This is a genomic window from Variovorax sp. Sphag1AA (assembly GCF_014192575.1).
Taxonomy (GTDB): Bacteria; Pseudomonadota; Gammaproteobacteria; order Burkholderiales; family Burkholderiaceae_C; genus Variovorax.
On record NZ_JACHYC010000006.1, the window covers coordinates 402,898 to 429,012 of the forward strand.

Sequence of the window (26,115 nt, forward strand, 5' to 3'; positions counted from 1 at the left end):
GTGACGCTCGTCATAGTGAAACCAAGGGTAATTCGCGGGGCGTATCGACCTTGTTTAAGTGACCGATTGGTCAAATTGATCCTTCGAGGCGCTGCTTCAGCTGGCGCACAGCGGTTCGGGATTCCTCGTCGATCTGCTGGCGGATGGTCCACCGGTTGAGCAGCGCGAACAGCAGGTTCGGTGCGCCGTATTCGAAGACACGCATGAAGTGCGTTCCTTCCGCCCTGGCCGTGAGCGTGTAGCTGACGGTGCCGGCTTCGCGGCCGCCGATGGTGCCTGCGATGCGCCAGTAGCGATCGGGTTCGCGGTCGGTGACGCGCCAGGTCACGCGGCCGGTGCGGCCGGCGACGCTGAAGTCTTCCTCGACCGTCTCGCCGACCAGCAGCGAATGGTCCACCGCGCCGTGCACGCCGAGGGACGACGGATGCCATTCCGGCCAATGGCCCGGCGTGGTGACATAGGCGTAGACATCGCTCGGCGGTCTGGCGATGTCCGCCTCGGAGACGATCCGCGTTGCGCCGAAATCGATCGGCGCGAGCAGCACCGCGGCGAGCGCGACCAGCGCCAGCGCGGACCCGATGATCAGTTTCGATGTGCGGCTCATGGCAGGACCTCCATGTGGTGGGGTGCCGCCTCGTCCGGATGCCGGACGTAATATCTGCGGCCTCTCCCTGAAACTGCGATGTCAACTCCGTCGATGTCTCCATTGTCCGCGTGCGACGTCCTCGTCATCGGCGCTGGCCCCGCCGGCAGCGCCTGCGCGCAGATGCTGGCGCGCGCAGGGGTCGATGTCCTGCTCGTCGATCAGCACGACTTCCCGCGCGACAAGGTCTGCGGCGACGGCTTGATCCCGGATGCGCACCGCGCGCTCGAACGGCTCGGCGTGCTGGGCGAAGTGCTCTCGCGTGCCCGGGCCTCGACGCAGGTCGGCTGCGTGGGGCCGAGCGGCGGGAGGGTCGAGGTGCCTGCGCGGCTGGCGGTGCTGCCTCGCCGCGAGTTCGACGAGATCCTCCGTCAGTCGGCGCTCGCCGCGGGTGCGCGCTGGCTTGCGCCGGCGAAGTTCGAGGCGCCGCTCGTCGATGCGGACCAGCGCGTGACCGGCGCGCGGCTCGTGCTGCCGGGCGGCGTGACGCAGTCGGTGACGGCGAAATGGACCGTGCTCGCGACAGGCGCCGCCTCGGGCCCGCTGACAGCCGCGGGCCTTTGCACGCGCAAGGCGCCCAGCGGCATCGCGCTGCGCGGCTACGTGAGGCACCAGGCGATGGCGTCGCGGTCCACCGGCCTCGAGGTGGTGTGGCACCGCGCGCTGCGGCGCGGCTACGGCTGGATCTTTCCGTGCGCCGACGGGGTGTTCAACATTGGCGTCGGCGTGACGCACGATGGTGACGTGAACCTGCGCGACCTCTTCGATGCTTTCAAGCGCATCCACCAGCCGGCGCGCGAGCTGATGGAGGGCGGCGAGCCGCTCGGTCCGTTCAAAGGTGCGCCGCTGCGCTGCTCCCTGGCGGGCGCGCGCTGGTCACGGCCCGGAATGCTGGTGGCGGGCGAAGCCGCGGGCAGCACCTACCAGTTCACCGGCGAAGGCATCGGCAAGGCGCTGGAAACAGGCATGCTCGCCGCGGAGGCGATCGCCGATGCGCGGGACGCCGGGTCGACGGGCGATGTGTGCGCGCGCTACGAAGCGGCGCTCGATGCACTCAAGCCGCGCTTCGCTGCCTACGAGCAGGCGAACCGCATCAACAACCATCCGTGGCTCGCCGATCTTCTCGTGCGGCGGGCGCGACGCAGCCCGAGCCTGGTGAAGCGCTTGAGCGGCGTGCTCGAGGAGACCCATGACCCGGGCCGGCTCGTGACTGCGGGCGGCGTCCTGCGGCTTCTCCTCCCGTTGGGCTGACCTCACTTGATCAACGCGCCCCATGGGCATATAAGTCGTTATGGTTCCTTATTCGTCGCAAGACGGAAAGGAGGGTGCGATGCGCAGACGCATTTACTGGCTGATGCCGGACCTGGCGAGCGCCAGACGCGCGATGCACGATCTCGTGCAGGCGCGCGTCGACGTTGCGCGCATTCATTTCGCCGCTTCGGAAGGCACGGACTTGGCTGGCCTTCACGCTGCGAATATCTGGCAGACCTCTGACCTCGTTCACGCCGCAAAGACCGGCTGGGCGATCGGCAGCGCCTGCGGAATGATCTTCGGACTGATCGCGGGCCTCAACTTCCCTGTCTTGGGTGACGAGCCCGAATGGGAGATGGTCCTGGTGCTGGGCGTGATGGGCGGCGTGGTCGGCGCCTGGTCGGCCAGCATGATCGGCATTTCGATCCCGAGCCCTTGCCTGCAGCGCTTCGAGGGCGCGATGGCGCAGGGTTGGATCCTGCTGATGGTCGACACGCCGCGCTCGCGCGCCCACGACATCGAGACGCTGCTGCGGACGATGCACCCCGAGGCCCTCTTCGAGGGCGAAGCGCAGCAGGTCCCGGCGTTTCGCTGAGGCGCGGCGGACCACACGATGGCGATGAGACAAGGAACCGCCCATGGTCATGGCCATCGTCCTCGTCGTCATCGTGGTGGGCTCCGTGCTGTTCCACCTCTTCAGCCCGTGGTGGACCACGCCGCTCGCGTCCAACTGGAAGACGATGGACGACACGCTGACGATCACGCTGATCATCACCGGCATCTTCTTCGTCGCGATCAACCTGTTCATCGTCTATGCGCTGGTGCGCTTCCGCCATCGCGAAGGTCGGCGCGCGCAGCTTGAACCCGAGAACCGCAAGCTCGAGCGCTGGCTGATCATCGGCACCTCCGTCGGCATCGCAGCGTTGCTCGCGCCCGGGCTGCTGGTCTACGCGAACTTCGTGAGGTCGCCGCCCGATGCGATGGTGCTCGAAGTGCTCGGGCAACAGTGGCAGTGGCACTACCGTTTCCCGGGCGCGGACGGCAAGCTCGGCGCGACCGATGCGCGATACGTCACGGGCGGCAATCCCTTCGGCATCGACCCGAACGATCCGTCGGGCCAGGACGACTTGCTCGTCGTCTCCAACGAAGTCCACCTGCCGCTCGACAAGCCGGTGCTTGTGCTGATCCGTTCGCACGATGTGCTGCACGACTTCTACGTGCCGCCATTCCGCGCGCGGATGAACAGCGTGCCCGGGCAGATCAGCCGCTTCTGGTTCACGCCGACGGTCGCGGGGCGCTACGAGGCCCTGTGCGCGCAGCTCTGTGGCGTCGGGCATCCCAACATGCGCGGCTTCGTGGTGGTGGAAGACGCCGCGGCCTTCCAGGCCTGGCAGGCGACGCTGCCGACTTTTGCGAAGACCCAGGTCAAGGCAGCGCCGGCACCGTCGGTCGAAGGCGCGGCGGGCGCTGCCGCACGCATCGAACAAGGGCGCGCGCTCTCCGAATCGAAGGGATGCGTGGCCTGCCACACCATCGACGGCAGCCCGCGCGTCGGACCGACCTGGAAGGGCCTGTTCGGCAAGACGGAAACCATGGAAGACGGCTCCCGCGCGCTGGTGGACGAGGCGTATCTGCGCAGCTTCATCACCGATCCGGCCGCGCGGCGCGTGAAGGGCTTCCCACCGGTCATGCCGAAGATGGATCTGAGCAAGGAAGAGCTGGATGCGCTGGTGGCCTACATCCAGAGCCTCGGCAGCGCACCACCCGCGCAGGCCGCCACCGAACAGAAGGCACAGCGATGAATCCGCACGATGAAGACGACAGCGGGCATCACCACGAGCCCAAGACCTTCCTGACGCGCTACGTCTGGAGTCAGGACCACAAGGTGATCGCGGTGCAGTACGCCAGCACCGCGATCGCGGTCGGCGTGGTGGGCCTCGTGCTGTCGAACCTGATGCGGCTCCAGCTCGGCTTCCCGGGGCATTTCGAATTCATCAACCCCGAGCGCTACTACCAGTTCGTGACGATGCACGGAATGATCATGGTGATCTACCTGCTCACCGCGCTCTTCCTGGGTGGCTTCGGCAACTACCTCATCCCGCTGATGGTCGGCGCGCGGGACATGGTGTTTCCGTACCTCAACATGCTGAGCTTCTGGGTCTACCTGCTGTCGGTGCTGGTGCTGATGGCGAGCTTCTTCGTCGGCAGCGGACCGACCGGCGCGGGGTGGACGCTCTACCCGCCGCAGTCGATCCTGCCCGGCACGCCGGGCTACGAAGGCGGCATCCAGCTCATGCTGGTGTCGCTCATCATCTTCATCGTCGCGACGACGATGGGCGGCCTCAACTACGTCACCACCGTGCTCCAGGCGCGTTGCCAGGGCATGACGCTGATGCGCATGCCGCTCACCGTCTGGGGCATCTTCGTGGCGACCATCCTTGCGCTGCTGGGCTTCCCGGCGCTGTTCGTGAGCGGCGTGATGCTGCTGCTCGACCGCACGCTGGGCACCAGCTTCTTCATGCCGGCGCTGGTGTCGATGGGCCAGGTCACGAACTACAAGGGCGGCAGCCCGCTGCTGTTCCAGCACCTCTTCTGGTTCTTCGGCCATCCGGAGGTCTACATCGTGGCGCTGCCGGCCTTCGGCATCGTCTCCGACCTGATCAGCGTGCATGCGCGCAAGTGCATCTTCGGCTACCGGATGATGGTGTGGGCCATCGTCGCGATCGGCGGGCTCAGCGTGGTCGTCTGGGCCCACCACATGTTCGTCGCGGGCACGAATCCGTACTTCGGCTTCTTCTTCGCGACCACCACGCTGATCATCGCGGTGCCGACAGCGATCAAGGTCTACAACTGGCTGCTGACACTGTGGCGCGGCGACATCCACCTTTCGGTGCCGATGCTTTTTGCGCTGGCGTTCGTCTGCACCTTCGCGATCGGCGGACTCACGGGGCTGTTCCTCGGCAACGTGAGCGTGGACATTCCGCTGTCGGGCACCTACTTCGTGGTGGCGCACTTCCACATGGTGATGGGCGTGGCGCCACTGCTGGTGGTGTTCGGCGGCATCTATCACTGGTACCCGAAGGTCTCCGGGCGCATGCTGGACGACCGCCTCGGGCACCTGCACTTCTGGATCACCTTCCTCGGCACCTACCTGATCTACTTTCCGATGCACTACCTCGGCGTGCTGGGCATGCCAAGGCGCTACTACAACTTCGACGGCTACAAGTTCATCCCGCAATCGGCATTCGCGCTGAACGAGTTCATCACGGTGGTCGCGCTCATCGTCGGCGCGGCGCAGTTCATCTTCATCTTCAATCTCGCGTGGAGCCTGTGGCGCGGCCGGCCGGCGACCGCCAATCCATGGAAGGCCGCGTCGCTCGAATGGCAGACAGCCGCGACGCCACCGCCGCATGGCAACTGGGGGCCGCGCCTGCCAGTGGTCTATCGCTGGGCGTATGCCTATGGAACGCCTGGTGCGAAGGAAGACTTCATCCCGCAGAACGCACCGCCGGAAGCCGGCGGCGTGGAACCCGAGCCACACGGCAAGGGTGAAGCCAGTGGAGTGCCGGCATGACCGCCACGATGGTCGCCCCGCGCATCGACCGCAGCCCCGGTCCCACCACTCCGCGGGCGAGGGCGGCGAGCATCGGGCTCTGGGTCTTCATGGGCGTGGTCACGGCGCTGTTCTCGCTCTTCGCGATGGCCTACCTGATGCGCATGAACAGCACGGATGCGGTGACGCTCGCGCTGCCGTGGCAACTCTGGCTGAGCACAGCGCTGCTCGTCGCCGGCAGCGTGACCTTGCAGCGTGCCGGCGCTGCGGCGCGCCGTGTGGATGCGACTCGCGCGCACGGACTGCTGCTCGCCGGTGGAATCTGCGCGATCGCATTCCTGTGCGTGCAGCTCTGGGCCTGGCGAGTGATGCTGAACGCGCAAGTGGTGCCCGCAGGCAATCCGGCCGGCAGCTTCTTCTATCTGCTCACCGCCATGCATGGCCTGCACGTGGCCGGAGGACTGATCGCATGGGCGTGGGTCATGCGCACCTTCCCGCGCGAGGCTGCCGATGGCGGCTGGCGCATCGCGCTGTGCGCCCGCTACTGGCACTTCATGCTGGCGGTATGGCTGGCGCTGTTCGCCCTGCTCGCCTGGGTCACGCCGGAGGTGGCACGCCTCATCTGTGGCACTGTCTGAAAGGGCCTCCATGAGTACCGCGACTGCTGCATCTCATTCCACCGCGGGTACCGCAGCCCTCGAAGGGTTGCGCGGCCTGGTCTCCGACTGGTCGTCCGATCGCCGCGCCTTCCACGTCTCGTGGGGCAAGGCGATGATGTGGATCTTCCTGCTGAGCGACACCTTCGTCTTCAGCTGCTTCCTCATCGGCTACATGACGGTGCGCGTATCGACCACCGCGAGCTGGCCGAACCCGAGCGAGGTGTTCGGGCTGAACGTCGGCGGCGCGGACGTGCCCCTTTTGCTGATCGCGATCATGACCTTCGTCCTCATCAGCAGCAGCGGCACGATGGCCATGGCGGTCAACTGCGCCTATCGCCGCGACAAGATCAACGCGGCCACGCTGATGATCGTGACCGCTACGTGCGGCGAGATCTTCGTCGGCATGCAGGCCTTCGAGTGGTCCAAGCTCATCCTCCACGAAGGTGTGCGGCCGTGGGGTAATCCGATGGGTGCTGCGCAGTTCGGCTCGGCCTTCTTCATGATCACCGGCTTTCACGGGCTGCACGTCTCCGCGGGCGTGGTCTACCTTCTCACGGTGGCCTTCAAGCTGGTGCGGGGCGACTACGACAAGAGCGGCAACTACCAGATCGTCGAGATCGCGGGCCTCTATTGGCACTTCGTCGATCTGGTGTGGGTCTTCATCTTCGCGCTGTTCTATCTCTGGTGAGGTCGACCATGAATCCATCCGGCACACCCAGCGGCACCGGCCAGCAACATCCGATCAGTCTCTATCTCAAGATATGGGGGCTGCTCTTCGTTCTGAGCACGATGTCGTACCTGGTCGACTACTTCCACTTCCATGGGCTGCTGCGCTGGTCACTCATCGTGATCTTCATGTTGCTGAAGGCCGGGCTGATCGTCTCGGTGTTCATGCACATGGCATGGGAACGGCTGTCCCTGGTCTACGCCATCCTGGTGCCGCCTCTGGCACTCCTGGTGCTGGTCGGGCTCATGTTCGCGGAGGCCGGCCACACTTTCCTGACGCGGCACCTGTTCTTCAACTAGCCGGCTGTGGCCTGGCCGCGACCGCGTCGACGAAGCGCGCCGCCTCGTCGTCGCTGATCGGCGTCAGCGGCAGCCCGAAGGCATCACGCAGCCGGGCGATGATCGATTGCGCCCAAAGTACGTTCCAGACAAGGCCGGCATGGTCGTCGGCGAGCATGGTGTTGGAAGGCTCGTCGCCTTGCGTGTGGGTCACCGTCAGGTGGCCGAGGCGAACGGACTTGAAATCCGGTTCGCCGTTGGGGCCACGGATGCCCCAGCGTTCCACGGCCCACGCATCGGAGTCGAAGAAGGCGATCCGCTTCGGATCGGCCTCGGCGATCTTGCGGAAGGCGTCATTGGCACTGGCGAGCGCCTTGCGGATATTGGGCGGCGACGTCGCGTCGCGGTACTTGTCCTGCTCGACAGGGTCATCGCCCTGATTGGTCATGCCTGCGATCAGGATGCGCACCGATGGCTGGGCGGCATGGATCGCTTCGATCGAGCGGTTGATCTGCTGCGTGCAGTAGTCGATCACGCGGCGCAGTTCGGGCGCCTGCGGGTCGCGCGCCATCACGTCGAGGTAGGCATTCCAGTCGTTCGCGCCGATGTAGATCACGACGACGCCGTTCTGCCAGCGCGTGGGCTGTTCCTTCATCAACGCGAGCAGGCGCGGCACCTGCGGATAGCGGAAACCGAGCCCGTCGCCCATGAGGTTCTTGCAGGCGGCGCCGGAGTTCGCAAAGTTGTAGAGGTAGTCCTGCTTGATCGGTGTGCGCGACGGCAGCAGGCCCACCAGATTGCGTGCCCAGGCCGACCACCACGGGCGCCCCCAATGCAACCAGGGGCCGAGGTCGAGCTCGTTGCCGCGCAGCCGTGCGAGCACTTCGGTCCACTGGAAGGTGCGATCGTGCAACGCGCCCCCGCGCTCGCGGCCTCCAGGTGGGAAGGTCAGACTGTCCTGGTACGAATGGCTGTTGGAGTCGCCCAGGACTGCAATCGGGATCGTGCCCCGCGGCGCAGGCGGGGGGATCGCGCCGGGCGGTGCGCCATCGCTGCGGGTCAGCGCCACCGCGACGGCCGCAACCGCCAGAACCACGATGGCACACGCGATGAAGAGGCCGAAGAGTCGAGGGCTCATGGCCGCGGATTGTGACTCAACGATGCGCGATGTAGCGCGTGATCACGGGCAGCGATTCGCCCTTGTGGAAAGCCAGCCGGCGCTCGCGCAGCGCCATGTCCGCGGCGGTGGCGCGGTGGAACCGGCGCAAGTGCTCGGTCCACGACTCGTCGGTGATCTGCTCGACATAGCGGTTGGGCTCGGCGATGTCGTGCAGCAGTTCCCAGGCGATCGCGCCCTGGCTGAGCCGCGCGCGACGCGTTTCGTGCATCACGAGGCGGAAAGCGGCGGCGCGAGCGGGGTCGATCAGGTACTCGACCGTGATGATCACGCGGCCCTCTTCATCGGGCGGACTGTCGGGCGGGCCCTTGGTCCAGCCCTGGGTGGCGGGACGGGTGTCGTCCTCCTCGCCGGTGCCGTCGGTCACGTAGCGGACGGCGGCCGACATGCACACCACGCCGCTCACCGCCGCGACACCCAGGCTGACGTAGAGCGATGTCAGTTCGGCCACCTGACCCCACAGCGCGGCGCCGAACGCGCTCGCGCCCATGATCCCCATCTGGTACATCGACATGCCGCGCGCGCGGACCCAGTCGGGCAGCGCGAGCTGGGCCGACACCGACAGCGAATTGGCCACGGTGATCCATGCCATGCCGCTCAGGAACATCGCCGGCACCGCCACCCAAGCATTCGGCGCGACCGCCATCACCGCCGTTGCGCCGGACTGCAGCACCGTGCCCCGCAGCACGAGCTGGTCGCGTGCCATTGCCTGACGCAGGCGCGGCAGGAACAGCACCGCAACGATCGCGCCAGCGCCCATCGCGGCCAGCAGCAGCGTGAAGGTGCCGGCGCCGCCGCCGTGCAGATTGCGCGCCAGGAGCGGCAGCAGCGCGAGCAGCGCGGTCGAATGCAGGAAGGAGATCGCCACCCGCGTGAGCACGGCGCGCATGCGACGCGACTGCCGTACGAACTGCACGCCGACGCGTATCGCGCTGACGAGCTTCTCGCGGCCGAGCGGGCTCGGCGTGTGCTCGCGCCGCCAGTGCAGCACCACGAAGCCCGAGGCCACGCACATCACCGCGTTGAGACCGAACACCCATACCGTGCCGGCGCTCGCGATCAGGGTGCCCGCCAGCAGCGGACCGATGATGCGCGAGGCGTTCATCGCGATGCCATTGAGACCGAGGGCCGCCGGCAGGTGCGTGCGCGGCACCAGCTCGGGCACGATCGCCGAGAACACCGGCCAGCGCATCGCCAGGCCGATGCCGTTGGCAAACGTCAGGCCCAGCAGCAGGGGCGCGGTCATGAGGTCGAGCACGACGGCGGCGCATAGCACGATGGCGGCGCCGGCGAGCCAGAACTGCGTCGCGACCAGCCAGCGTCGCCGGTCGAGGATGTCGGCCAGCGCACCGCTTGGCAGCCCGAGCAGGAACACCGGCAGGGTCGACGCCGATTGCACCAGCGCCACCCACATCGGCGATGTGGTGAGCGAGGTCATCATCCACGCCGCCGCCACGTCGTTCATCCACATGCAGATGTTGGCGATGAGCCAGGTGCTCCACAGCATGCGGAACACGGGCAGCCTGAGCGGCTCGAGAGGGCCGATGCGAGCGGGCTGGCTCGGGCGCGGCGGGAGAGGTGTTTCTTCGGGCGAGATCGGTGGCATGTGGTTCGTGGCCTCAGCCGCGGTCGCTACGCGCGAGCCGATGTTCGAGCCGGCGCAGCATCGTCGTGAGCGCCAGCGTCATCAGCCAGTAGATCACCGAGATGGCGAGGTACGGTTCCCAGTAGCGGCCATAGGCGCCGGCCACGGTGCGGGCGGCATACGCCAGCTCGGCCAGGCCGATCGCCGAGACCAGCGAGGTGTCCTTGAGCAGTGCGATGGCGTTGTTGCCGAGCGGCGGCAGCATGCGGCGGAATGCCTGCGGAAGCACCACATAGCGCATCACCTGTGCATGCGTGAAGCCCAGCGACCGGCCGGCGTCCACCTGTCCCCTGGAGATCGACTGGATGCCGGCACGGAACACTTCGGAAATGTAGGCAGCCGAATTCAGCGTGAGCGCCACGATGCCCGAGATCAGCGCGCCGTGCTCCTGCTTCAACTGGCGCGCGAGATCGCCGGTCACGATCAGGCCCGTGGTCGGATGGATGAAGAGCGGCATCACCGCGAAATGGATCAGCAGGATCTGCACGAAGAGCGGCGTGCCGCGGAAGAAGCTCACATACACCGTCGATGGCCAGCGCAGGAAGAAGCGCGCCATCCAGCTCCAGGGTGCATGAACCGGGCGAGCCAGGCGCGCGAGCGCGAGGCACAGGCCCCAGGTCGCGCCGAGCAGCACGCAGACCACCGTCATGCGCAGCGTCATCCAGGCGCCTTCGATGAACAGGCTCTTGTATTCGAACAGGATGTCGGCCCGAAACCAGCCGAACCAGACGATGGGGTCCATCGAACATTCCCTCCACAGCGGTCAATGAGAAACGGCCGCGGGGAGCGGCCGTGCGTGATTTGTCAGCGCGGGAGACCGCCCTACTTGGCGCTCGGGTCCTTGTCGAACCACTTCTTGTAGATCGTCGCGTAGGTGCCGTCGGCGCGGATAGCCGCGAGGCCGGCTGCCAGCTTGTCCTGAAGCGCCTTGTCGCCCTTCTTCACGACGATGCCGAACGATTCCTCGGGGAAGGACTTGTCGTCCACCGTCTTGAGATCGGGGTTCTGCGCCACGCGGTAGGCGATCACGCCGTTGTCGCCCACAGCGGCATCGACGCCGCCGCCGGCCAGCTCGGAAATGATCAGCGGCGTGCTCTCGAAGCGGCGCAGGTTCGGGTTGGTCTTGCCGAATTCGCGCGAGACCACGTCGTCGGCGGTGGATGCGTTGACCACCGCGATCTTCTTGCCGGCGAGGTCCTTCAGCGACGTGACGCTGCTGCTCTTGGGCACCGCGATCAACTGCTTGGCGGCAAAGTAGGGCGGGGAGAAGTCGTAGCTCTGCTTGCGCTTCTCGTTGATGGTGACGCCCGAGATGATCAGGTCGACGTCGCCGTTGTTGAGCGCCGCGAAGATGCCGCTCCAGGGCGTGTTCACCAGCTTGATCTTGAAGCCCTGCTGCTTCGCGATGGCGTTGATGATGTCGATGTCGAAGCCGACGATCTGCTTGTCCTTGTTTTCGAAGGCGAACGGCGCATAGGTGGCGCTCGAGGCCACTGTGAGTTCGCGGTTCTGCGCCTGGGCGTTGAGCGCCAGAGAGGCGCCAATCAGGCCGAGCGAAAGCAGGAGAGCGCGGCGGAAGCGATTCATCAGGTGCCTCTTGTCGTAATGGTGGTGGGCGATTTTAGGGGCCGCTGGAGCCGCTCTTCGGGCCCAGATGCCCCAGCGGCAGTGCGTGGCTCGCCTTGACTTCACCGAGCGAGAAGCTGGTGTGGATGTCCTTCACGTTCGGCAGATTCAGCAGGTGCTGCAGCGCGAAGCGCGAGAAGCTGTCCAGGTCCTGCGCCACCACCTGCAGCTCGAAAGTGCCGGTTCCGCTGATGTAGTGGCAGGCGATCACCTCGGGCAGCTTGCGGATGGCGTCCTCGAGCTTGCGCGTGAGGTCGCCCGTGGTGCGTTCGGTATCGACGCGCACGAAAGCGAGCACGCCGAGCCCGATCTTGTGCCGGTCGATCTCGGCGTGATAGCCCTTGATGTAGCCGGCTTCCTCCAGCGCGCGGACGCGGCGCCAGCACGGTGCAGCCGAAAGCCCCACGCGCTGCGCAAGTTCGGCGTTGGTGAGGCGCCCATCGGCCTGCAGTTCTTGCAGGATTGCGAGGTCGAACTTGTCAATGCTTTCCATATTTCGCCATTCTAAGAAAGAGTCTTTCTGAAAGCGGGGTTCAATGGGCAAAGAAAGCAAACACCTGTCAGGACAGCAGGCATACACTTTGCGACATGATGGCCTGGCGGTGTCCAAACCCGGACGCCGTACAAGCCACGCCCACAAGGCAAAGCCAACTGGAGACAGACACGATGAACGCCCCGCTACCCGAGCACATTCGCAAGGCCCTCGAAACGGTCACGCTCGACGACAAATACTCACTGGACTACGGCCGCGCCTTCATGAGCGGCGTGCAGGCCCTGGTCAAGCTGCCGATGCTGCAGCGACTGCGGGACCAGCAGCAGGGCAAGAACACGGCAGGTTTCATCAGCGGCTATCGCGGCTCTCCGCTCGGCGGTTACGACCAGGCACTGTGGAAGGCGAGCAAGTACCTCAAGCAGCAGAACATCGTCTTCCAGCCGGGCGTCAATGAAGAGCTTGCCGCGACGGCGCTTTGGGGCACGCAGCAACTCGGCTTTGCACCGCAGGGCGTCAACAAGTTCGACGGTGTCTTCGGCATCTGGTACGGCAAGGGGCCGGGCGTTGACCGCTGCTCCGACGTCTTCAAGCACGCCAACATGGCCGGCACCACGCCCTGGGGCGGCGTCATCGCAGTGGCCGGCGACGACCACATCTCCAAGAGCTCGACCGCTGCGCACCAGAGCGATCACATCTTCAAGGCCTGCGGCACGCCGGTGTTCTTCCCGACTAACGTGCAGGAAATCCTCGACCTCGGCATCCACGCCTTTGCGATGAGCCGCTTCGCCGGCATCTGGTCGGGCATGAAGACGATCCAGGAAATCGTCGAATCGAGCGCCACCGCGATGATCGACCCCGAGCGCGTGGAGATCGTGATGCCGACCGATTTCCAGATGCCCCCGGGCGGCCTGCACATCCGCTGGCCCGACCATGCGCTGGAGCAGGAAGCGCGTTTGATGCACTACAAGTGGTATGCCGCGCTTGCCTACATCCGCGCCAACCGGCTCAACCACAACGTCATCGAAGGCCCGAACGATCGCTTCGGCATCATGGCCAGCGGCAAGGCCTTCAACGATACGCGCCAGGCGCTGATCGACCTCGGCCTCGACGATGCGGCCTGCCGGCAGCTGGGCATCCGGCTGCACAAGGTTGCAGTGGTCTGGCCGTTGGAGGCGCAGCTCACCCGCGACTTCGCGACCGGCCTGCAGGAGATCCTCGTCGTCGAGGAAAAGCGCCAGGTCATCGAATACCAGCTCAAGGAAGAGCTCTACAACTGGCGCAGCGACGTCCGCCCGAACGTGGTCGGCAAGTTCGACGAGGGTGAAGTGCATGAGGCCGAGGGCTATTCGGGCGGCGAATGGTCGATGCCCAACCCGACCGCGCACACGCTGCTGCGCGCCAACGCCGACCTGAATCCGGCGCTGATTGCCAAGGCGATCGCGCAACGCCTGAAGAAGACCGGCATCCTCGCGGCCGCCGGCGCCGACATGGCCGCGCGCATCGACGCGCAGCTCGCCATCCTCGAAGCCAAGGAGCGCGCCATGGCCGGGCCGCAGATCGTCAGCGCGGCCGACGCGACGCGGCAGCCGTGGTTCTGCTCGGGCTGCCCGCACAACACCAGCACCGTGGTGCCCGAAGGCTCGCGCGCCATGGCCGGCATCGGCTGCCATTTCATGGCCACCTGGATGGACCGCTCGACCATCGGCTTCACGCAGATGGGCGGCGAGGGCGTGCCGTGGGTCGGCCAGCAGCCGTTTACCAACGAGCAGCACATCTTCGCGAACCTGGGTGACGGCACGTACTTCCACAGCGGCCTGCTGGCGATCCGCCAGAGCATCGCGGCTGGCGTGAACATCACCTACAAGATCCTCTACAACGACGCGGTCGCGATGACCGGCGGCCAGCAGGTTGGCGAGCGGCCCGAGGGTCATTCGGTGCTGCAGATTGCCGAGAGCCTGCACGCTGAAGGCGCGGCCAAGGTCGTGGTCGTCACCGACGAGCCGGAAAAGTACGAGGGCGTGAACGTGCCGGGCGACAACGTCAAGGTGCGGCATCGCGACGAGCTGGACCAGATCCAGCGCGAGTTCCGCGAGATCAAGGGCACGACGGCCATTATCTACGACCAGACCTGCGCGACCGAGAAGCGCCGTCGCCGCAAGCGCGGCACGGCGGTCGATCCGGCCCGGCGCGTGGTCATCAACGAACTGGTCTGCGAAGGCTGCGGCGATTGCAGCGTACAGAGCAACTGCCTGTCAGTGGAGCCGCTGGAAACCGAATTCGGCCGCAAGCGCGCGATCAACCAAAGCACCTGCAACAAGGACATGAGCTGCCTGAAGGGCTTCTGCCCGAGCTTCGTGACCGTGGAGGGCGGCCAGCTCAAGAAGAAGGCCAAGGGGAAGAGCGCGGCACCCGCCGAACTAGGTGCACTCGCAGAGCCGGCGCTGCCTTCGCTCGCGGGCGGCTTGGTCTGGGGCGTGGTCGTGGCGGGCGTCGGCGGTACCGGCGTGATCACGATCGGACAGTTGCTCGGCATGGCCGCGCACATCGAAGGCAAGGGCATCGTCACGCAGGACGCGGCCGGGCTGGCCCAGAAGGGCGGCGCAACCTGGAGCCATGTGCTGATCGGTGACACGCAGGACGACATCCGCACCACGCGCGTCGGCACGGCGGCTGCCGATCTGGTGCTGGCCTGCGATCCGCTCGTGAGCGTGAATGCCGAGACGATGGCGCGCATGCGCGAAGGGCGCACGCACGTCGCGCTCAACAGCCACAGCAGCCCGACGGCAGCGTTCGTGCGCAACGCCAACTGGCAGAACCCACAGGATGCCTGCGCCGACGAGATCGCGCGCGCGGTCGGCGCCGATGCGGTCGGCGCTTTCGATGCCGACGCGGCCGCGATTTCGCTGATGGGCGACAGCATCTACGTGAATCCGATGATCCTGGGCTATGCCTGGCAAAAGGGCTGGATCCCGCTCGAGCATGCATCGCTGATGCGCGCAATCGAGCTCAACGCCGTGGCCGTCGAGAACAACAAGACGGCTTTCGAGTGGGGCCGCCAGGCGGCGCAGCGGCCGCAGGAAGTGCAAAAGCGCGTCCAGCCGGGCCAGATCGTCGAATTCAAGAAGCGCGATTCGGTCGATGCGCTGGTCGCGCGGCGGGTCGAGTTCCTGACCGGCTACCAGAACGCCGCGTATGCGGACGAGTACAAGGCCTTTGTCGTCAAGGTGCAGAAGGCCGAGTCGGCGCTCGGCAAGACCAGCCTCAGCGAGGCGGTGGCGCGCTACCTGTTCAAGCTGATGGCCTACAAGGACGAATACGAAGTCGCCCGCCTGCAGAGCGATCCGGCCTTCCTCCAGCGCATCGAAGGGATGTTCGAGGGGCAGATGGGCAAGGACTTCAAGCTCAACTACCACCTCGCGCCCCCGCTCACTGCGAAAAAGAACGACAAGGGCCAGCTCCAGAAGCAGAAATTCGGCCCGGCCATGCTGACCGGCTTCCGGCTGCTGGCGAAGCTCAAGGGGTTGCGCGGTACGGCGCTCGACGTCTTTGGCCGCACCGAGGAACGCAAGACCGAGCGCGCGCTGATTGGCGAGTATCGGGCGAGCATCGACGAAGTGCTGGGCACGCTGACCGCCGCCAACCACGCGTTGGCTGTCGAGATCGCCAGCCTGCCCGAGCAGATCCGTGGCTATGGCCACGTCAAGGACCGCAACCTGGCGGCGGCCCGCACCCGCTGGGCGGAGTTGATGGGCAAGTGGCGGAATCCGCAGCCCGCCCGGGCAGCGGCCTGAGGGCTCTCCGAGTCCTCCAGCGATTGACCTCAAAGCCCTGAGCGCCCCGGCGGGTTGGCCCTGCCGGGGCGCTTTCCGCCGAATACAATGCCCGGTGCTGTGCGCGGCCAGGCCCCGCGCTGCGCGGCCTGCTTGCATCGCCGCGGACCGGCGGACCTCCTGCGTTGTGCGGGAGGCCGGCGCGCTTGTTTTCTTCCCTCTGCTGGAGATTCCCTTGTTCATTTCTTCTGCTTTTGCCCAGTCCGCGCCCGCCGCCGGGGGCGGTGACATGATGTCGTCGCTCGGGAGCATGCTGCCGCTGCTCCTGATGTTCGTGGTGCTGTACTTCGTCATGATCCGGCCGCAGATGAAGCGCCAGAAAGAAGCCCGCGCCATGATCGAGGCGCTGGCGAAAGGCGACGAAGTCGCCACCGCGGGCGGTGTGCTCGGCAAGATCACCCAGCTCGGCGAGCAATACCTGACCATCGAAATCGCCAAGGGCGTCGAGGTCCAGATCCAGCGCAGCGCTGTCGTTCAGGTCCTTCCCAAGGGCGCGATCAAGTAAATGCTCCCCCCCAGCCTCGCTCACTTCGTGTGCTCGGGCACCCCCTACCGGGGGCAACACCAGCGGCCCGGCGAAGCCGGTTCCGCGGTGTTTCACTAACGGGCCGGGGGTCGCCGGCCAAGATCATGAATAGATATCCGGTTTGGAAGTACGCGATCATCGTGATCGTGCTGCTCGTGGGGCTGATCTACGCGCTGCCCAATTTCTTCGGCGAGGCGCCTGCGGTGCAGGTGTCGGCGGCCAAGTCGACCGTGAAGGTCGACGCTGGCACCCGCAGCCGTGTCGAAGAAGCGCTCAAGGCCGCCGGATTGGCGCCCGACCTGCTGACGCTCGACGCCACCTCGGTTCGCGCGCGCTTCACCAACACCGATGACCAGCTCAAGGCACGCGACGTGTTGCAGCACGCGCTGGTGCCGGATCCGAGCGATCCGCCCTATGTGGTGGCGCTCAACCTGCTGTCGCGCTCGCCGTCCTGGCTGACCGCGCTGCACGCCTTCCCGATGTACCTCGGCCTCGACCTGCGTGGCGGCGTCGACTTCCTGCTGCAGGTCGACATGCAGGGCGCCATGGACAAGCGCGCCGAATCCTTCGCGGGCGATATCCGTACGGGGTTGCGCGACAAGGGCGTTCGCGGCACGTCGGTGACGCGCGTCGGCCAGACCGTCGAGGTGCGCTTCCGCGAGGCGGCTGGCCTGCAGGCAGGCAAAGCGCTGCTCCAGGACCAGTTCCCCGATCTCGTCGCAGTCGAAAGCCAGGAAGGCGCCGACTACAAGCTGACGGCGTCGATCAAGCCGGAGGCCGCACGTCGGCTGCAGGACGCAGCGCTCAAGCAGAACATCACCACGCTGCACAACCGGATCAACGAACTCGGCGTGGCCGAACCGGTGATCCAGCAGCAGGGCCTCGACCGCATCGTGGTCCAGCTGCCGGGCGTGCAGGACACCGCGAAGGCCAAGGACATCCTCGGCCGGACCGCGACGCTGGAAATGCGCCTCGTCGACGAGAGCGCCGAAGGCCGCGCGGCCGAGCAGGGCACCGGCCCGGTGCCGTTCGGCTCCGAGAAATTCATTGATCGCCAGGGTCGTCCGGTGATCGTGAAGAAGCAGGTGCTCGTGACCGGCGAGAACCTCACCGACGCCCAACCCGGTTTCGACTCGCAGACGCAGCAACCCAAGGTCGACCTGACCATGGACGCCAAGGGCGGCCGCATCATGCGCGACGTCAGCCGCGAGAACCTGCACCGCCGCATGGCGATCCTGATTTTCGAAAAGGGCCGTGGCGAAGTGCTCACTGCACCGTCGATCAATGGCGAGCTGGGCAACCGCTTCCAGATCTCCGGCGCCATGAACGTGGTCGAAGCCAACGACCTCGCGCTGCTGCTGCGCGCCGGTTCGCTGGCCGCCCCGATGGAAATCATCCAGGAACGGACCATCGGCCCGAGCCTCGGTGCCGACAACATCCAGAAGGGTTTCAACAGCGTCATGTACGGCTTCCTGGCCATCATGGTGTTCATGTGCATCTACTACGCGCTGTTCGGCCTGTTCTCGTCGATCGCGTTGGCCGTCAACCTGTTGCTGCTGGTGGCGATCCTGTCGATGCTGCAGGCCACGCTGACCTTGCCGGGTATCGCGGCCATGGCGCTTGCCATTGGCGTGGCGATCGACTCGAACGTGCTGATCAACGAGCGCATCCGCGAAGAACTGCGGGGCGGTGCGTCGCCGCAAGCGGCCATCCACGCAGGTTACGACCGGGCCTGGAACACGATTCTGGACTCCAACGTCACCACCCTGATTGCCGGCATCGCGCTGCTGGCCTTCGGTTCCGGACCGATCCGGGGCTTCGCGGTGGTGCATTGCATCGGCATCGTGACCTCGATGTTCTCGGCCGTGTTCTTCTCGCGCGGCCTCGTCAATCTCTGGTACGGCAGCAAGAAGAAGCTCAAGACCCTCTCGATCGGCACCGTCTGGAAGCCGGCTAACCAGGCCACCGGCGACGCGAAGTAAGGGGCAAACCAAATGGAATTCTTCCGTATCCACAGGACCATCCCGTTCATGCGCCACGCGCTGGTGCTGAACGCGGTGTCGGTCGTCACCTTCCTTCTCGCGGTGTTCTTCCTGTTCCATCGCGGGCTCCACCTCTCGGTCGAGTTCACTGGCGGAACGGTCATGGAAGTGGCCTACCAGCAACCGGTCGACATCGGCAAGGTGCGCGAGACCATCGGCAAGCTCGGCTACCAGGACGTACTGGTGCAGAACTTCGGCACCTCGCGCGATGTGCAGATCCGTCTGCCGGTGCAGAAGGGCCAGACGTCGGCCCAGCAGGGCGAGCAGGTGATGGGGGCGCTCAAGGCGGTCGATCCTTCGGCCACCTTGCGCGGCACCGAGTTCGTCGGCCCGCAGGTCGGCGAGGAACTCACCACCAACGGCCTCAAGGCGCTCGGCATGGTGGTGGTCGGCATCATGATCTACCTCGCCTTCCGGTTCGAATGGAAGTTTGCGCTGGCCACCGTGCTGGCCAACCTCCACGACGTGGTGATCATCCTGGGCTTCTTTGCCTTCTTCCAGTGGGAGTTCTCTCTGGCGGTGCTCGCGGCAGTGCTGGCGGTGCTGGGCTACTCGGTGAATGAATCGGTCGTGATCTTCGACCGGGTGCGCGAGAACTTCCGGCGCTATCGCAAGATGAACACGCGAGAAGTCATCGACAACGCGATCACCTCGACCATCAGCCGGACCATCATTACGCACGGCTCGACTCAGCTCGTGGTGTTGTCGATGTTCTTCTTCGGCGGCCCGACGCTGCACTACTTCGCGCTGGCGCTGACCATCGGCATTCTTTTCGGCATTTACTCCTCGGCCTTCGTGGCCGCCGCCATCGCGATGTGGCTGGGGGTGAAGCGCGAGGATCTGGTCAAGGGGCCGGTCAAGCGCGAGGGCGATCCGGATGATCCGAACGCGGGTGCGACCGTCTGAACATGAAAGGCCGGCGCTGCGACCGTCGTGTTGGGGTTGCCGAGCATTGCCGGCTCTTGTGCGGTTGCGCTTCCCGATGCAAGCTCGTGAATGTCGAATAATTAGATACACGTCCTGAATTCCCCCTCCATGCCCGCGCGGTCCCACGCCTCTTCCCTCCAGATCTCCCGCGAGACGCGCGAGCGTTTCGTCGCCGCCACCGAGGCGGTGATCGAGCCGGTGGCCCATGCGATCAGCGAACGGCTGGTGGCGCTGGCCTCGCAAACCGGCAACGCCCGGGACATGCAGGAAAACCGGGACGGCTTCCTGGCGTTCCAGTCGCACGGGGCCGCCTGGGTCGCGCATTCGCGCGAGGCGTGGCGCAAGACGCTGGCCAGCAGTTCATCGGGCGGGTCGTCTTCCAATTCGCTGCGTCTTGAGCTGATCGGCGACGAGGTCGTCGAGACGAACATCGTGTCGTCGCGACTTGCACAGTCCATCCAGGACAAGGCCAGCTTCGAGCTCAATGACCTTCGGCTGCGCATCCAGCATCTCGACGGAACGAGCGAGCTCGACGCCAAGGACGTCCTCAAACCCGAGGCTTTCGCGAAGGTGCTCGTCGACCAGTGGCTCGCCAATGGGCTGAGCCTGGGGCTCTGGACCAAGATCCAGGACCAGATGCAGACGCATATGGTCGATGCGATGCTGAAGGCTTACAAAGACGCCAACGCATACCTGATCAGCCGGGACGTGATGCCGGAGATCGACCTCAAGAGCTTCGTGCGCCGCACCGGTTCGGTGAATTCAAGTTCCGCAGCGCTTGGTGGCAGCTTCGCGGCCTCTCATGCATCGGGAAGCGCATCGCTGGGCGTGACCGCGCAAGTGCCGCAGGGCGGCGGCCGCGGTGGCTATGCCCTGCCGGCGGGTAGCTTCGCCCCGGCCGCGATCGGCGTCGGAATGGGGCGTGGCGGCGCGGCGATGACTGCCGGCGATTCGATGGGTGCCACAGGCGGTTCGCCGCTGCTCGTTGCTCGCCAGCGTGCCCAGGGTGTCCTGCTCAATCTCAAGCGCTTCGTGACGGCGCGCATCGGCGGTGACATCACGCAACATCGACCGGCAGTCGGCGTGGGCGATGGTGCGGGTGGCCCGGCGGGCATGGCGGGTGCGCCGGCCTTTGCTGCCGCGATCGCCGACGCCGAAGTGGCCTACCAGGCCGCGGCGTCGCAGTATGTCGTGGGCGACGAGGCGACAGCCGTGCTCCAGGCCACCGTGGACCTCCGGAGGCGCAGTGCAGAGCTCAAGAAAAGGGCGCCAACGACGGCCGACAAGGCCACCGTCGAGATCGTGGCCCTGATGTTCCAGGCGATCCTCGCGGAGGAGCGCATCCCGTTCTCGGCGCGTGTCTGGTTTGCGCGCCTGCAAATGCCGGTGCTGCGCGTGGCGATCGCCGAGCCCGAATTCTTCGGCACCCTTCAGCACCCGGCGCGCATGTTGATCGACCGCATGGGTTCCTGCGTGATGGGCTTCGATGCCGCGGCCATTTCGGGCAGTGCGCTCGAAGGCGAGATCCGCCGCGTCGTGCAGGTGATCGAGCAGTATCCGGAAACCGGCCAGCGCGTGTTCAAGCTGGTGTTCGACGAATTCGTCGCCTTCCTCAACAAGTACCTCACGCAGAGCGACACCGCCCAGAAGGTGATGAGCGTTGCGCAGCAGGTCGAGCAGAAGGAAACGATGGCGATCCAGTACACCATCGAGTTGCGCAAGATGCTCAACGACATGCCGGTGCGCGAGGAGATCCGCGAGTTCCTCTTCAAGGTCTGGGCCGAGGTACTGGCCATCGCCGCGCTGCGCTACGGGCCGCAGGACGAGCAGACCGTGATGCTGAAGCGGTCTGCTTCGGATCTCGTCTGGGCTGCGAGCGCCAAGCCGAACCGCAACGACCGCACCCGCGTGATCCAGGATCTTCCCAAGCTGCTTCAGCGCTTGCGGCAGGGCATGACGCTGCTCGGCATCATCGGAGATGCGCAGGAACAGCACATCAAGACCATCGGGGCGACCTTGTCCGATGCGTTCATGTCGAAGACCGAGGCGATTCCTCAGGCCAAGATCGAGGCGATGGCGAAACGCCTCGCCAACCTCGAGGATTTCGTGTCCGACGAAGGCACGATGGACGTGCCGCTCGACGCCGCCAGCATTGAGCTCCTGCTTGGCGTGGATGCCGCCTCGATCGAGGTGGTGCCCGATACCGGCACCAAGGTGGGCGAAGACATGCTCGCCTGGGCGCACGAGCTCCAGGTGGGCAACTGGTTCATGCTGGACCACAACGACCGGGTGAGCCAGGTCCAGTTCGTGTGGCGAAGCGAACGCAAGCAGCTCCATCTGTTCGCATCCACTGACGGGCGTAGCTTCCTCATCCAGGTGGGCCGCCTGGCGTCCTACCTGCAGGCCGGCCTGTTGGTGCCCGCCGAGGAAGAAACCCTCACCGTCCGCGCAACCCGCGAGGCCTTGGCCAAACTCGACGCCAACCCCGAGCGCCTACTGAACTAGCTCGCTCATTCGTGAGCAGCCGCGGAACCGGCTCCGCCGGGCCGCGCCCCGGCTACACGAAGTGAGCAACCCTGGAGGCGAGCCTCAATGCGCTACGCGCGTGTCGGTGTCGTCGCAGAGCTCATCGAGCACCAGCGCATCGGGCTCGAGCCCCGTGGACCAGTGCACCATCAGGACGATGATCTTGAGTTCGTCGATCGTCAGCGGCTCGCCGGGCGTGGCCATTGCGCGCTCCACCACGATCTCGCGCATCCCCGTCGGCAGGACGCCGGAGGATTCGAGGAAGCTGATGAAACCCAGGCACTCCGCGCCGATGTGTTCCTGCTCGGCGTTTGAGTAAACGCGGATCGAGTTGGGTGATTGGGGAACGACCTCGTCGCTCCGACTGCGAATGCTCACCGTTGCCGTCGTCTCGTCCGCATGGCGAATGAGCTGGATCCCCTGGGTGGCGAGGCTCAGGCCGTCGAGCCAGTGCAGCGCTTCGCGGATTTCATCCGCATCGAAGCCCTGCGCACTGAGCTTGCGGCCCAACTGTTCGGGCGCGGGACATGCATCGCCGCGCCAATAGTTTTCGTAGACAAAAACAAGCACTTCGAACATGGGCCCAATATAGCCCAGTCAAGATGCCCTGCCGCGGCAGTTGCGCGAAGACGACGATGTTTTGTGTGAAGGACTGGTTCAGCCGCGCGCCACACGCTGAAACAGGCCGCCCGGGAGTCTCGCCACGCGGCCTTCCAGTTCGAGTTCGAGCAAGCGCGCCTGCAACTCGGCGGCGCCGTAGCCCGTGCGTGCACACAGGGAATCGAGACTGACCGGGTCGAAGCTGAGGTCGGCAAGCAGGCCCGACTCGTCGGTCGTGGCCGCCTCGGTCTGTTCGATCCGCGCATCGGCGGAGGCCGGCGTGTCGAATCGCAATTCTTCGAGTACGTCGCCAACCGACTCGACGAGCTTTGCGCCTTGGCGGATCAGTGCATGGCAGCCGCGCGATTGCGGCGAATGGATCGAACCTGGAATTGCGAAAACCTCCCGGCCCTGTTCCGCGGCAAGCCGGGCTGTGATCAACGAGCCTGAGCGGAGTGCGGCCTCCACGACCAGCGTGCCGCGCGACAGCCCCGCAATGATGCGGTTGCGCTGTGGAAAGTTCTGGTTGAGCGGCGGCGTGCCGAGCGGATATTCGCTCACGATCAGGCCGCGGCCTGCAATGCGATGCGCAAGTTCGCGATGGCGTGCAGGGTAGACGCGGTCGAGTCCGGTGCCGACCACCGCTACGGTCGCGAGCCGGTCCGCACCGCCGCCTGCCTCGAGTGCCCCGTTGTGTGCCGCTCCGTCGATACCCAATGCAAGACCGGACACCACCGCGATCCCGGCTTCCCCGAATGCGCGAGCGAATGCACGCGCGGTCTGCTCGCCTTGTGCAGTGGGGTTGCGGCTGCCGACCATCGCGATGCTGCGATCGAGCTGCGTTAAATCGAACGAGGGTGCGCCGAGCAGGTAGAGCATCAGCGGCGGGTCCGCCGTTTCGAGCAGCGAAGCGGGATAGCCCGGATCGCCCAGTGTCACGATGCGCCGGGTCGCGCCATCGGCGCCAGTGCCTTGCAGCCAGTCAAGCGTCCACCGGATCTGTTCTTCGAAATCCCGGGGTAGCTGCTGCAACGCATGCGCCTGTGCGTCTGTCACCACCTGCAGGAGCGCATCCCGCGATTGCGTGAAAACCTGCGAAGGCAGTCCGAACGCCGCCAGCAGCTTGCGCCCGGTTGCGTTGCCGATGCCTGGTGTCAGCGCAAGACGCAGCCAGTCTGCGAGGTCCTCGCGTCCCACTCGAAAACGATCGCCGCCTCAGGGATTGACGAGCAGGTCGCCAATGCGCGGTGTGTCGTTGATCTCCAGCACCAGGGCATAGGAAACCTTCTCGAACGGACGGAACACCATCAGCAGGCCGATGCGCTCGTTCGGCAGCTTCAGCGTTTCCTTGCCGGTGCCGGTCTTGTCCACGATGGTTTCGCCGTTCTTGAGGATTGCCAGCACATGTCCGGCCTCGATGCCGTCGCGCAGGCCCTTGTTGATCGCCACCACCTGGTTTTGCGCGGCGAACTGCACCGCGTTGCCGTAGACGGAGACGATGCGGCCTTCGATCGGCTGCTGCGGAGCGCGGGGTGCGTAGCTCAGGAGCTGGCGCGGGGGCTCCGGCAGCAGGCGGTCGCCAGCGCGCATTTCCTCGCGCGCGGCAATGATGTCGATGGTGGCCGGCACGACGCTCGTAACTTGCTTGCCATCGACCATTTCGCTCAAGGTCGATTCGCCGCGCTGCAACTGGGCCTTGCCGAGGTACTGGGCTTCGTAGCCCAGGATCTCGCCGGTGCCCGGGTCTTTCAGCGGCGTGGCGTCGCGGAAGACTCGGAAGGTCTGGATGGGGCCGGGTGCCTCGACGAGCGGCGAATTGACGTCGCCACGCGCATAGGCGCGATCGCCACGGGAGAGCAGGACGCGGCTGTCGTTGCCGGCCACGATGCGCGGCGCGTTGGCGAGGGTGTTGTCGTCCACCACCACCGGCTCGGCGAGGAAAGGTTCGATGAGGGCCGGGTTGAGCGTCGGCAGCGCCATGCCGGACAGCGACTCATAGCGCGTGCGCGGCGACAGCTTGATGGTGCCTTCGGGTGCGCCGGAACCGCGACGGGTGCTCAGGCGGGCACGGCCGCCGGACTTGTCCAGATAGAGCACCTGGCCCGGATAGATCCGGTGCGGATTGGAGATCTCGCTGATGTTCATGCCCCACAGCTCGGGCCAGCGCCACGGGCTGCGGAGATAGAGGCGGGAAATGGCCCACAGCGTGTCGCCGGGCTTGACCGTGTATTCGTCCGGCGCATTGGGCGCCAGTTCGCTGATGGGAATGCCGGCCTGCGCCGTCTGCTGGGCGGTGGCGCGCTGTTGGGGGGTAACGGGGTAGTTTTGTGCGGATGCCGTCGTACCTGCGAGGCCAGCCACGGCGAGGGCCGCCAGCGTGGCGACGAAGCGGGGACGCAGATGGTCGTTGGTTCGGAATTTATTCATGGTTGATGGTGTGCACACACTGCGCCACGCAGAACGTACGAATCCTCACAATTTGCTACGAATTTTGCGCTGAAGCCCCAGATCGGGCAATGTAAATCCCGCCAGCCGCCCCGAGCCGTCGCGGAAATGGCGAAAATAGCGACAACTTTTCCTCGCTTTCATGTCAAAACGAACCATTTTGAGTTACCCGGACGCTCGCCTGCATACGGTGGCAAAACCGGTGCAAGGCGTTGATGCGCGCATCAAGACACTGGTCGCAGACATGCTCGAGACCATGTACGACGCCAATGGCATCGGGCTTGCCGCCACGCAGATCGACGTGCATGAACGTCTGGTCGTCATCGATGTATCCGAAGAACGCAATGAGCCGCTGGTGCTCATCAATCCGGAGATTGTGTGGGCGAGCGACGAAAAGGTGGTCAATGAAGAAGGCTGCCTTTCAGTGCCCGGTATCTATGACGGCGTGGAACGCTCCACCGCCGTGCGCGTGACGGCGCTCGACGCCGAAGGCGAGTTGCAAACTGTCGAAGCCGAAGGCCTGCTCGCCGTCTGTATCCAGCATGAGCTCGATCACCTCCTGGGCAAGGTCTTCGTCGAATACCTCTCGCCGCTGAAGCGCAACCGCATCAAGAGCAAGTTGCTCAAGCAGCAGCGCGAAGAACAGAAACTCGATCAGCGCGAAGGGCGTCGGTGAACATGACGCGCTCATGGCTCGCGGCCGTTGTCGTGGCGTCCGCCTTGGTGGGGTGTGCCAGCGAGCCGACGCGACTGCCGCTCGGCACGACGCGCGATCAGGCGCTTTCACAACTCGGTACACCGACGGCAACGTATCCGCTGCCGAACGGCGGTCAGCGGCTCCAGTATTCCCGCGCGCCGATGGGCTTCGAGGTCTCGAACATCGACGTCGATGCGAGCGGCCACGTGGTTTCCATCCGCCAGGAACTCTTCGAGGGCCTCTTCGACAGCACCATCAAGCCCGGTGTCTGGCGTGTTGACGATGTGCTGCGTACCTACGGTCGTCCTTATGAGATCACCCGCGTGACCTCCTTCAATGGCGACGTCTGGTCCTGGCGCTACAAGTCCATGAATGCCCGCCGTCTCCTCTATATCTATGTGAGGCCCGATGGCGTGGTGGACCACTACAACACAGGCGACGACCTGAACGTGTTCCTCATCAACCGGTGA

General features: G+C 65.6%; 23 protein-coding genes. 14 read left to right on the plus strand and 9 right to left on the minus strand.

Annotation, left to right across the window (positions count from 1 at the left end):
* Positions 1 to 70 precede the first annotated feature (70 nt).
* Positions 71 to 604: an SRPBCC family protein gene (locus FHW64_RS24705; protein ID WP_184530864.1), complete on the minus strand. Its 534-nt coding sequence runs from the start codon at positions 602 to 604 to the stop codon at positions 71 to 73.
* 93 nt (positions 605 to 697) lie between these two features.
* Here FHW64_RS24705 and FHW64_RS24710 point away from each other — a divergent pair, with 93 nt between their 5' ends.
* The 7 genes from FHW64_RS24710 (at position 698) to FHW64_RS24740 (ending at position 7,132) form a co-directional block, all read left to right on the plus strand.
* Positions 698 to 1,894, plus strand: coding sequence for an NAD(P)/FAD-dependent oxidoreductase (locus tag FHW64_RS24710; protein WP_260306321.1), 1,197 nt, complete (start codon positions 698 to 700; stop codon positions 1,892 to 1,894).
* A gap of 79 nt (positions 1,895 to 1,973) precedes the next feature.
* On the plus strand, positions 1,974 to 2,489 hold the full coding sequence (locus tag FHW64_RS24715; RefSeq protein ID WP_184530866.1) for a DUF1269 domain-containing protein: 516 nt from the start codon (positions 1,974 to 1,976) through the stop codon (positions 2,487 to 2,489).
* A 43-nt stretch (positions 2,490 to 2,532) separates the two neighbouring features.
* The gene (locus tag FHW64_RS24720) at positions 2,533 to 3,696 is read left to right on the plus strand and encodes a cytochrome c oxidase subunit II (protein ID WP_184530867.1); all 1,164 of its coding nucleotides are present in this window, start codon (positions 2,533 to 2,535) and stop codon (positions 3,694 to 3,696) included.
* Complete coding sequence (locus tag FHW64_RS24725; protein ID WP_184530868.1) at positions 3,693 to 5,468, plus strand: cytochrome c oxidase subunit I; 1,776 nt, start codon at positions 3,693 to 3,695, stop codon at positions 5,466 to 5,468. The genes FHW64_RS24720 and FHW64_RS24725 overlap by 4 nt, the downstream gene beginning before the upstream one ends.
* On the plus strand, positions 5,465 to 6,085 hold the full coding sequence (locus FHW64_RS24730) for a cytochrome c oxidase subunit 3 (RefSeq protein ID WP_184530869.1): 621 nt from the start codon (positions 5,465 to 5,467) through the stop codon (positions 6,083 to 6,085). Before FHW64_RS24725 ends, FHW64_RS24730 begins: the two co-directional genes overlap by 4 nt.
* A gap of 10 nt (positions 6,086 to 6,095) precedes the next feature.
* Complete coding sequence (locus FHW64_RS24735) at positions 6,096 to 6,794, plus strand: heme-copper oxidase subunit III family protein (protein WP_184530870.1); 699 nt, start codon at positions 6,096 to 6,098, stop codon at positions 6,792 to 6,794.
* 8 nt (positions 6,795 to 6,802) lie between these two features.
* The gene (locus FHW64_RS24740) at positions 6,803 to 7,132 is read left to right on the plus strand and encodes a cytochrome C oxidase subunit IV family protein (RefSeq protein ID WP_184530871.1); all 330 of its coding nucleotides are present in this window, start codon (positions 6,803 to 6,805) and stop codon (positions 7,130 to 7,132) included.
* On the opposite strand, the gene FHW64_RS24745 is transcribed toward FHW64_RS24740, so the two are convergent.
* The 5 genes from FHW64_RS24745 to FHW64_RS24765 all read right to left on the minus strand — a co-directional run bounded on the left by FHW64_RS24745 (position 7,125) and on the right by FHW64_RS24765 (position 12,052).
* Positions 7,125 to 8,249 (minus strand): SGNH/GDSL hydrolase family protein, encoded by a 1,125-nt coding sequence (locus FHW64_RS24745; RefSeq protein ID WP_184530872.1) that lies wholly within the window; start codon positions 8,247 to 8,249, stop codon positions 7,125 to 7,127. The genes FHW64_RS24740 and FHW64_RS24745 overlap by 8 nt on opposite strands.
* A 16-nt stretch (positions 8,250 to 8,265) precedes the next feature.
* Positions 8,266 to 9,894 carry an MFS transporter gene (locus tag FHW64_RS24750; RefSeq protein ID WP_184530873.1) on the minus strand — a complete coding sequence of 543 codons (1,629 nt, stop codon included), beginning with the start codon at positions 9,892 to 9,894 and terminating at the stop codon, positions 8,266 to 8,268.
* Positions 9,895 to 9,907: 13 nt separating this feature from the next.
* Positions 9,908 to 10,675: an amino acid ABC transporter permease gene (locus tag FHW64_RS24755; RefSeq protein ID WP_184530874.1), complete on the minus strand. Its 768-nt coding sequence runs from the start codon at positions 10,673 to 10,675 to the stop codon at positions 9,908 to 9,910.
* 80 nt (positions 10,676 to 10,755) lie between these two features.
* Complete coding sequence (locus FHW64_RS24760; protein WP_184530875.1) at positions 10,756 to 11,520, minus strand: basic amino acid ABC transporter substrate-binding protein; 765 nt, start codon at positions 11,518 to 11,520, stop codon at positions 10,756 to 10,758.
* A gap of 34 nt (positions 11,521 to 11,554) precedes the next feature.
* Positions 11,555 to 12,052, minus strand: coding sequence for an Lrp/AsnC family transcriptional regulator (locus tag FHW64_RS24765; RefSeq protein WP_184530876.1), 498 nt, complete (start codon positions 12,050 to 12,052; stop codon positions 11,555 to 11,557).
* 173 nt (positions 12,053 to 12,225) lie between these two features.
* On the opposite strand from FHW64_RS24765, the gene FHW64_RS24770 reads away from it, so the two are divergent.
* The 5 genes from FHW64_RS24770 (at position 12,226) to FHW64_RS24790 (ending at position 21,882) form a co-directional block, all read left to right on the plus strand.
* On the plus strand, positions 12,226 to 15,843 hold the full coding sequence (locus FHW64_RS24770; RefSeq protein WP_184530877.1) for an indolepyruvate ferredoxin oxidoreductase family protein: 3,618 nt from the start codon (positions 12,226 to 12,228) through the stop codon (positions 15,841 to 15,843).
* 214 nt (positions 15,844 to 16,057) lie between these two features.
* Positions 16,058 to 16,387, plus strand: a complete 330-nt coding sequence (yajC, locus tag FHW64_RS24775; protein ID WP_093165411.1) for a preprotein translocase subunit YajC — start codon at positions 16,058 to 16,060, stop codon at positions 16,385 to 16,387.
* Positions 16,388 to 16,512: 125 nt separating this feature from the next.
* Positions 16,513 to 18,390 carry a protein translocase subunit SecD gene (gene secD, locus FHW64_RS24780; protein ID WP_184530878.1) on the plus strand — a complete coding sequence of 626 codons (1,878 nt, stop codon included), beginning with the start codon at positions 16,513 to 16,515 and terminating at the stop codon, positions 18,388 to 18,390.
* A 12-nt stretch (positions 18,391 to 18,402) separates the two neighbouring features.
* A complete protein-coding gene (gene secF / locus FHW64_RS24785; protein ID WP_184530879.1) occupies positions 18,403 to 19,356 on the plus strand; it encodes a protein translocase subunit SecF in 954 nt (317 codons plus the stop codon).
* A 129-nt stretch (positions 19,357 to 19,485) separates the two neighbouring features.
* On the plus strand, positions 19,486 to 21,882 hold the full coding sequence (locus FHW64_RS24790) for a DUF1631 family protein (protein ID WP_184530880.1): 2,397 nt from the start codon (positions 19,486 to 19,488) through the stop codon (positions 21,880 to 21,882).
* Positions 21,883 to 21,966: 84 nt separating this feature from the next.
* Here FHW64_RS24790 and FHW64_RS24795 read toward each other — a convergent pair whose 3' ends face one another.
* The 3 genes from FHW64_RS24795 to FHW64_RS24805 form a co-directional block, all read right to left on the minus strand.
* Positions 21,967 to 22,482: a DUF494 family protein gene (locus FHW64_RS24795; RefSeq protein ID WP_184530881.1), complete on the minus strand. Its 516-nt coding sequence runs from the start codon at positions 22,480 to 22,482 to the stop codon at positions 21,967 to 21,969.
* 78 nt (positions 22,483 to 22,560) lie between these two features.
* Complete coding sequence (dprA, locus tag FHW64_RS24800) at positions 22,561 to 23,700, minus strand: DNA-processing protein DprA (protein WP_184530882.1); 1,140 nt, start codon at positions 23,698 to 23,700, stop codon at positions 22,561 to 22,563.
* An 18-nt stretch (positions 23,701 to 23,718) separates the two neighbouring features.
* Positions 23,719 to 24,930: a LysM peptidoglycan-binding domain-containing protein gene (locus FHW64_RS24805; RefSeq protein WP_184530883.1), complete on the minus strand. Its 1,212-nt coding sequence runs from the start codon at positions 24,928 to 24,930 to the stop codon at positions 23,719 to 23,721.
* Positions 24,931 to 25,090: 160 nt separating this feature from the next.
* Between FHW64_RS24805 and def the strand changes: the two genes are divergently transcribed.
* Complete coding sequence (gene def / locus FHW64_RS24810; protein WP_184530884.1) at positions 25,091 to 25,624, plus strand: peptide deformylase; 534 nt, start codon at positions 25,091 to 25,093, stop codon at positions 25,622 to 25,624.
* A gap of 2 nt (positions 25,625 to 25,626) precedes the next feature.
* Entirely contained in the window at positions 25,627 to 26,115 is a 489-nt protein-coding gene (locus FHW64_RS24815; protein WP_184530885.1) for a hypothetical protein, read from the plus strand.

What these genes read in the sequence shown, in the direction of transcription:
- FHW64_RS24755 (WP_184530874.1), bottom strand. Translation starts at nt 10,675, where the DNA reads ATGGACCCCATCGTCTGGTTCGGCTGGTTTCGGGCCGACATCCTGTTC.
- FHW64_RS24745 (WP_184530872.1), bottom strand. Translation starts at nt 8,249, where the DNA reads ATGAGCCCTCGACTCTTCGGCCTCTTCATCGCGTGTGCCATCGTGGTT.
- FHW64_RS24760 (WP_184530875.1), bottom strand. Translation starts at nt 11,520, where the DNA reads ATGAATCGCTTCCGCCGCGCTCTCCTGCTTTCGCTCGGCCTGATTGGC.
- FHW64_RS24705 (WP_184530864.1), bottom strand. Translation starts at nt 604, where the DNA reads ATGAGCCGCACATCGAAACTGATCATCGGGTCCGCGCTGGCGCTGGTC.
- FHW64_RS24805 (WP_184530883.1), bottom strand. Translation starts at nt 24,930, where the DNA reads ATGAATAAATTCCGAACCAACGACCATCTGCGTCCCCGCTTCGTCGCC.
- FHW64_RS24750 (WP_184530873.1), bottom strand. Translation starts at nt 9,894, where the DNA reads ATGCCACCGATCTCGCCCGAAGAAACACCTCTCCCGCCGCGCCCGAGC.
- FHW64_RS24715 (WP_184530866.1), top strand. Translation starts at nt 1,974, where the DNA reads ATGCGCAGACGCATTTACTGGCTGATGCCGGACCTGGCGAGCGCCAGA.
- secF (WP_184530879.1), top strand. Translation starts at nt 18,403, where the DNA reads ATGGAATTCTTCCGTATCCACAGGACCATCCCGTTCATGCGCCACGCG.
- FHW64_RS24730 (WP_184530869.1), top strand. Translation starts at nt 5,465, where the DNA reads ATGACCGCCACGATGGTCGCCCCGCGCATCGACCGCAGCCCCGGTCCC.
- def (WP_184530884.1), top strand. Translation starts at nt 25,091, where the DNA reads ATGTCAAAACGAACCATTTTGAGTTACCCGGACGCTCGCCTGCATACG.
- secD (WP_184530878.1), top strand. Translation starts at nt 16,513, where the DNA reads ATGAATAGATATCCGGTTTGGAAGTACGCGATCATCGTGATCGTGCTG.
- FHW64_RS24735 (WP_184530870.1), top strand. Translation starts at nt 6,096, where the DNA reads ATGAGTACCGCGACTGCTGCATCTCATTCCACCGCGGGTACCGCAGCC.
- FHW64_RS24795 (WP_184530881.1), bottom strand. Translation starts at nt 22,482, where the DNA reads ATGTTCGAAGTGCTTGTTTTTGTCTACGAAAACTATTGGCGCGGCGAT.
- FHW64_RS24770 (WP_184530877.1), top strand. Translation starts at nt 12,226, where the DNA reads ATGAACGCCCCGCTACCCGAGCACATTCGCAAGGCCCTCGAAACGGTC.
- FHW64_RS24710 (WP_260306321.1), top strand. Translation starts at nt 698, where the DNA reads ATGTCTCCATTGTCCGCGTGCGACGTCCTCGTCATCGGCGCTGGCCCC.
- FHW64_RS24720 (WP_184530867.1), top strand. Translation starts at nt 2,533, where the DNA reads ATGGTCATGGCCATCGTCCTCGTCGTCATCGTGGTGGGCTCCGTGCTG.
- FHW64_RS24815 (WP_184530885.1), top strand. Translation starts at nt 25,627, where the DNA reads ATGACGCGCTCATGGCTCGCGGCCGTTGTCGTGGCGTCCGCCTTGGTG.
- FHW64_RS24765 (WP_184530876.1), bottom strand. Translation starts at nt 12,052, where the DNA reads ATGGAAAGCATTGACAAGTTCGACCTCGCAATCCTGCAAGAACTGCAG.
- FHW64_RS24790 (WP_184530880.1), top strand. Translation starts at nt 19,486, where the DNA reads ATGCCCGCGCGGTCCCACGCCTCTTCCCTCCAGATCTCCCGCGAGACG.
- FHW64_RS24725 (WP_184530868.1), top strand. Translation starts at nt 3,693, where the DNA reads ATGAATCCGCACGATGAAGACGACAGCGGGCATCACCACGAGCCCAAG.
- FHW64_RS24740 (WP_184530871.1), top strand. Translation starts at nt 6,803, where the DNA reads ATGAATCCATCCGGCACACCCAGCGGCACCGGCCAGCAACATCCGATC.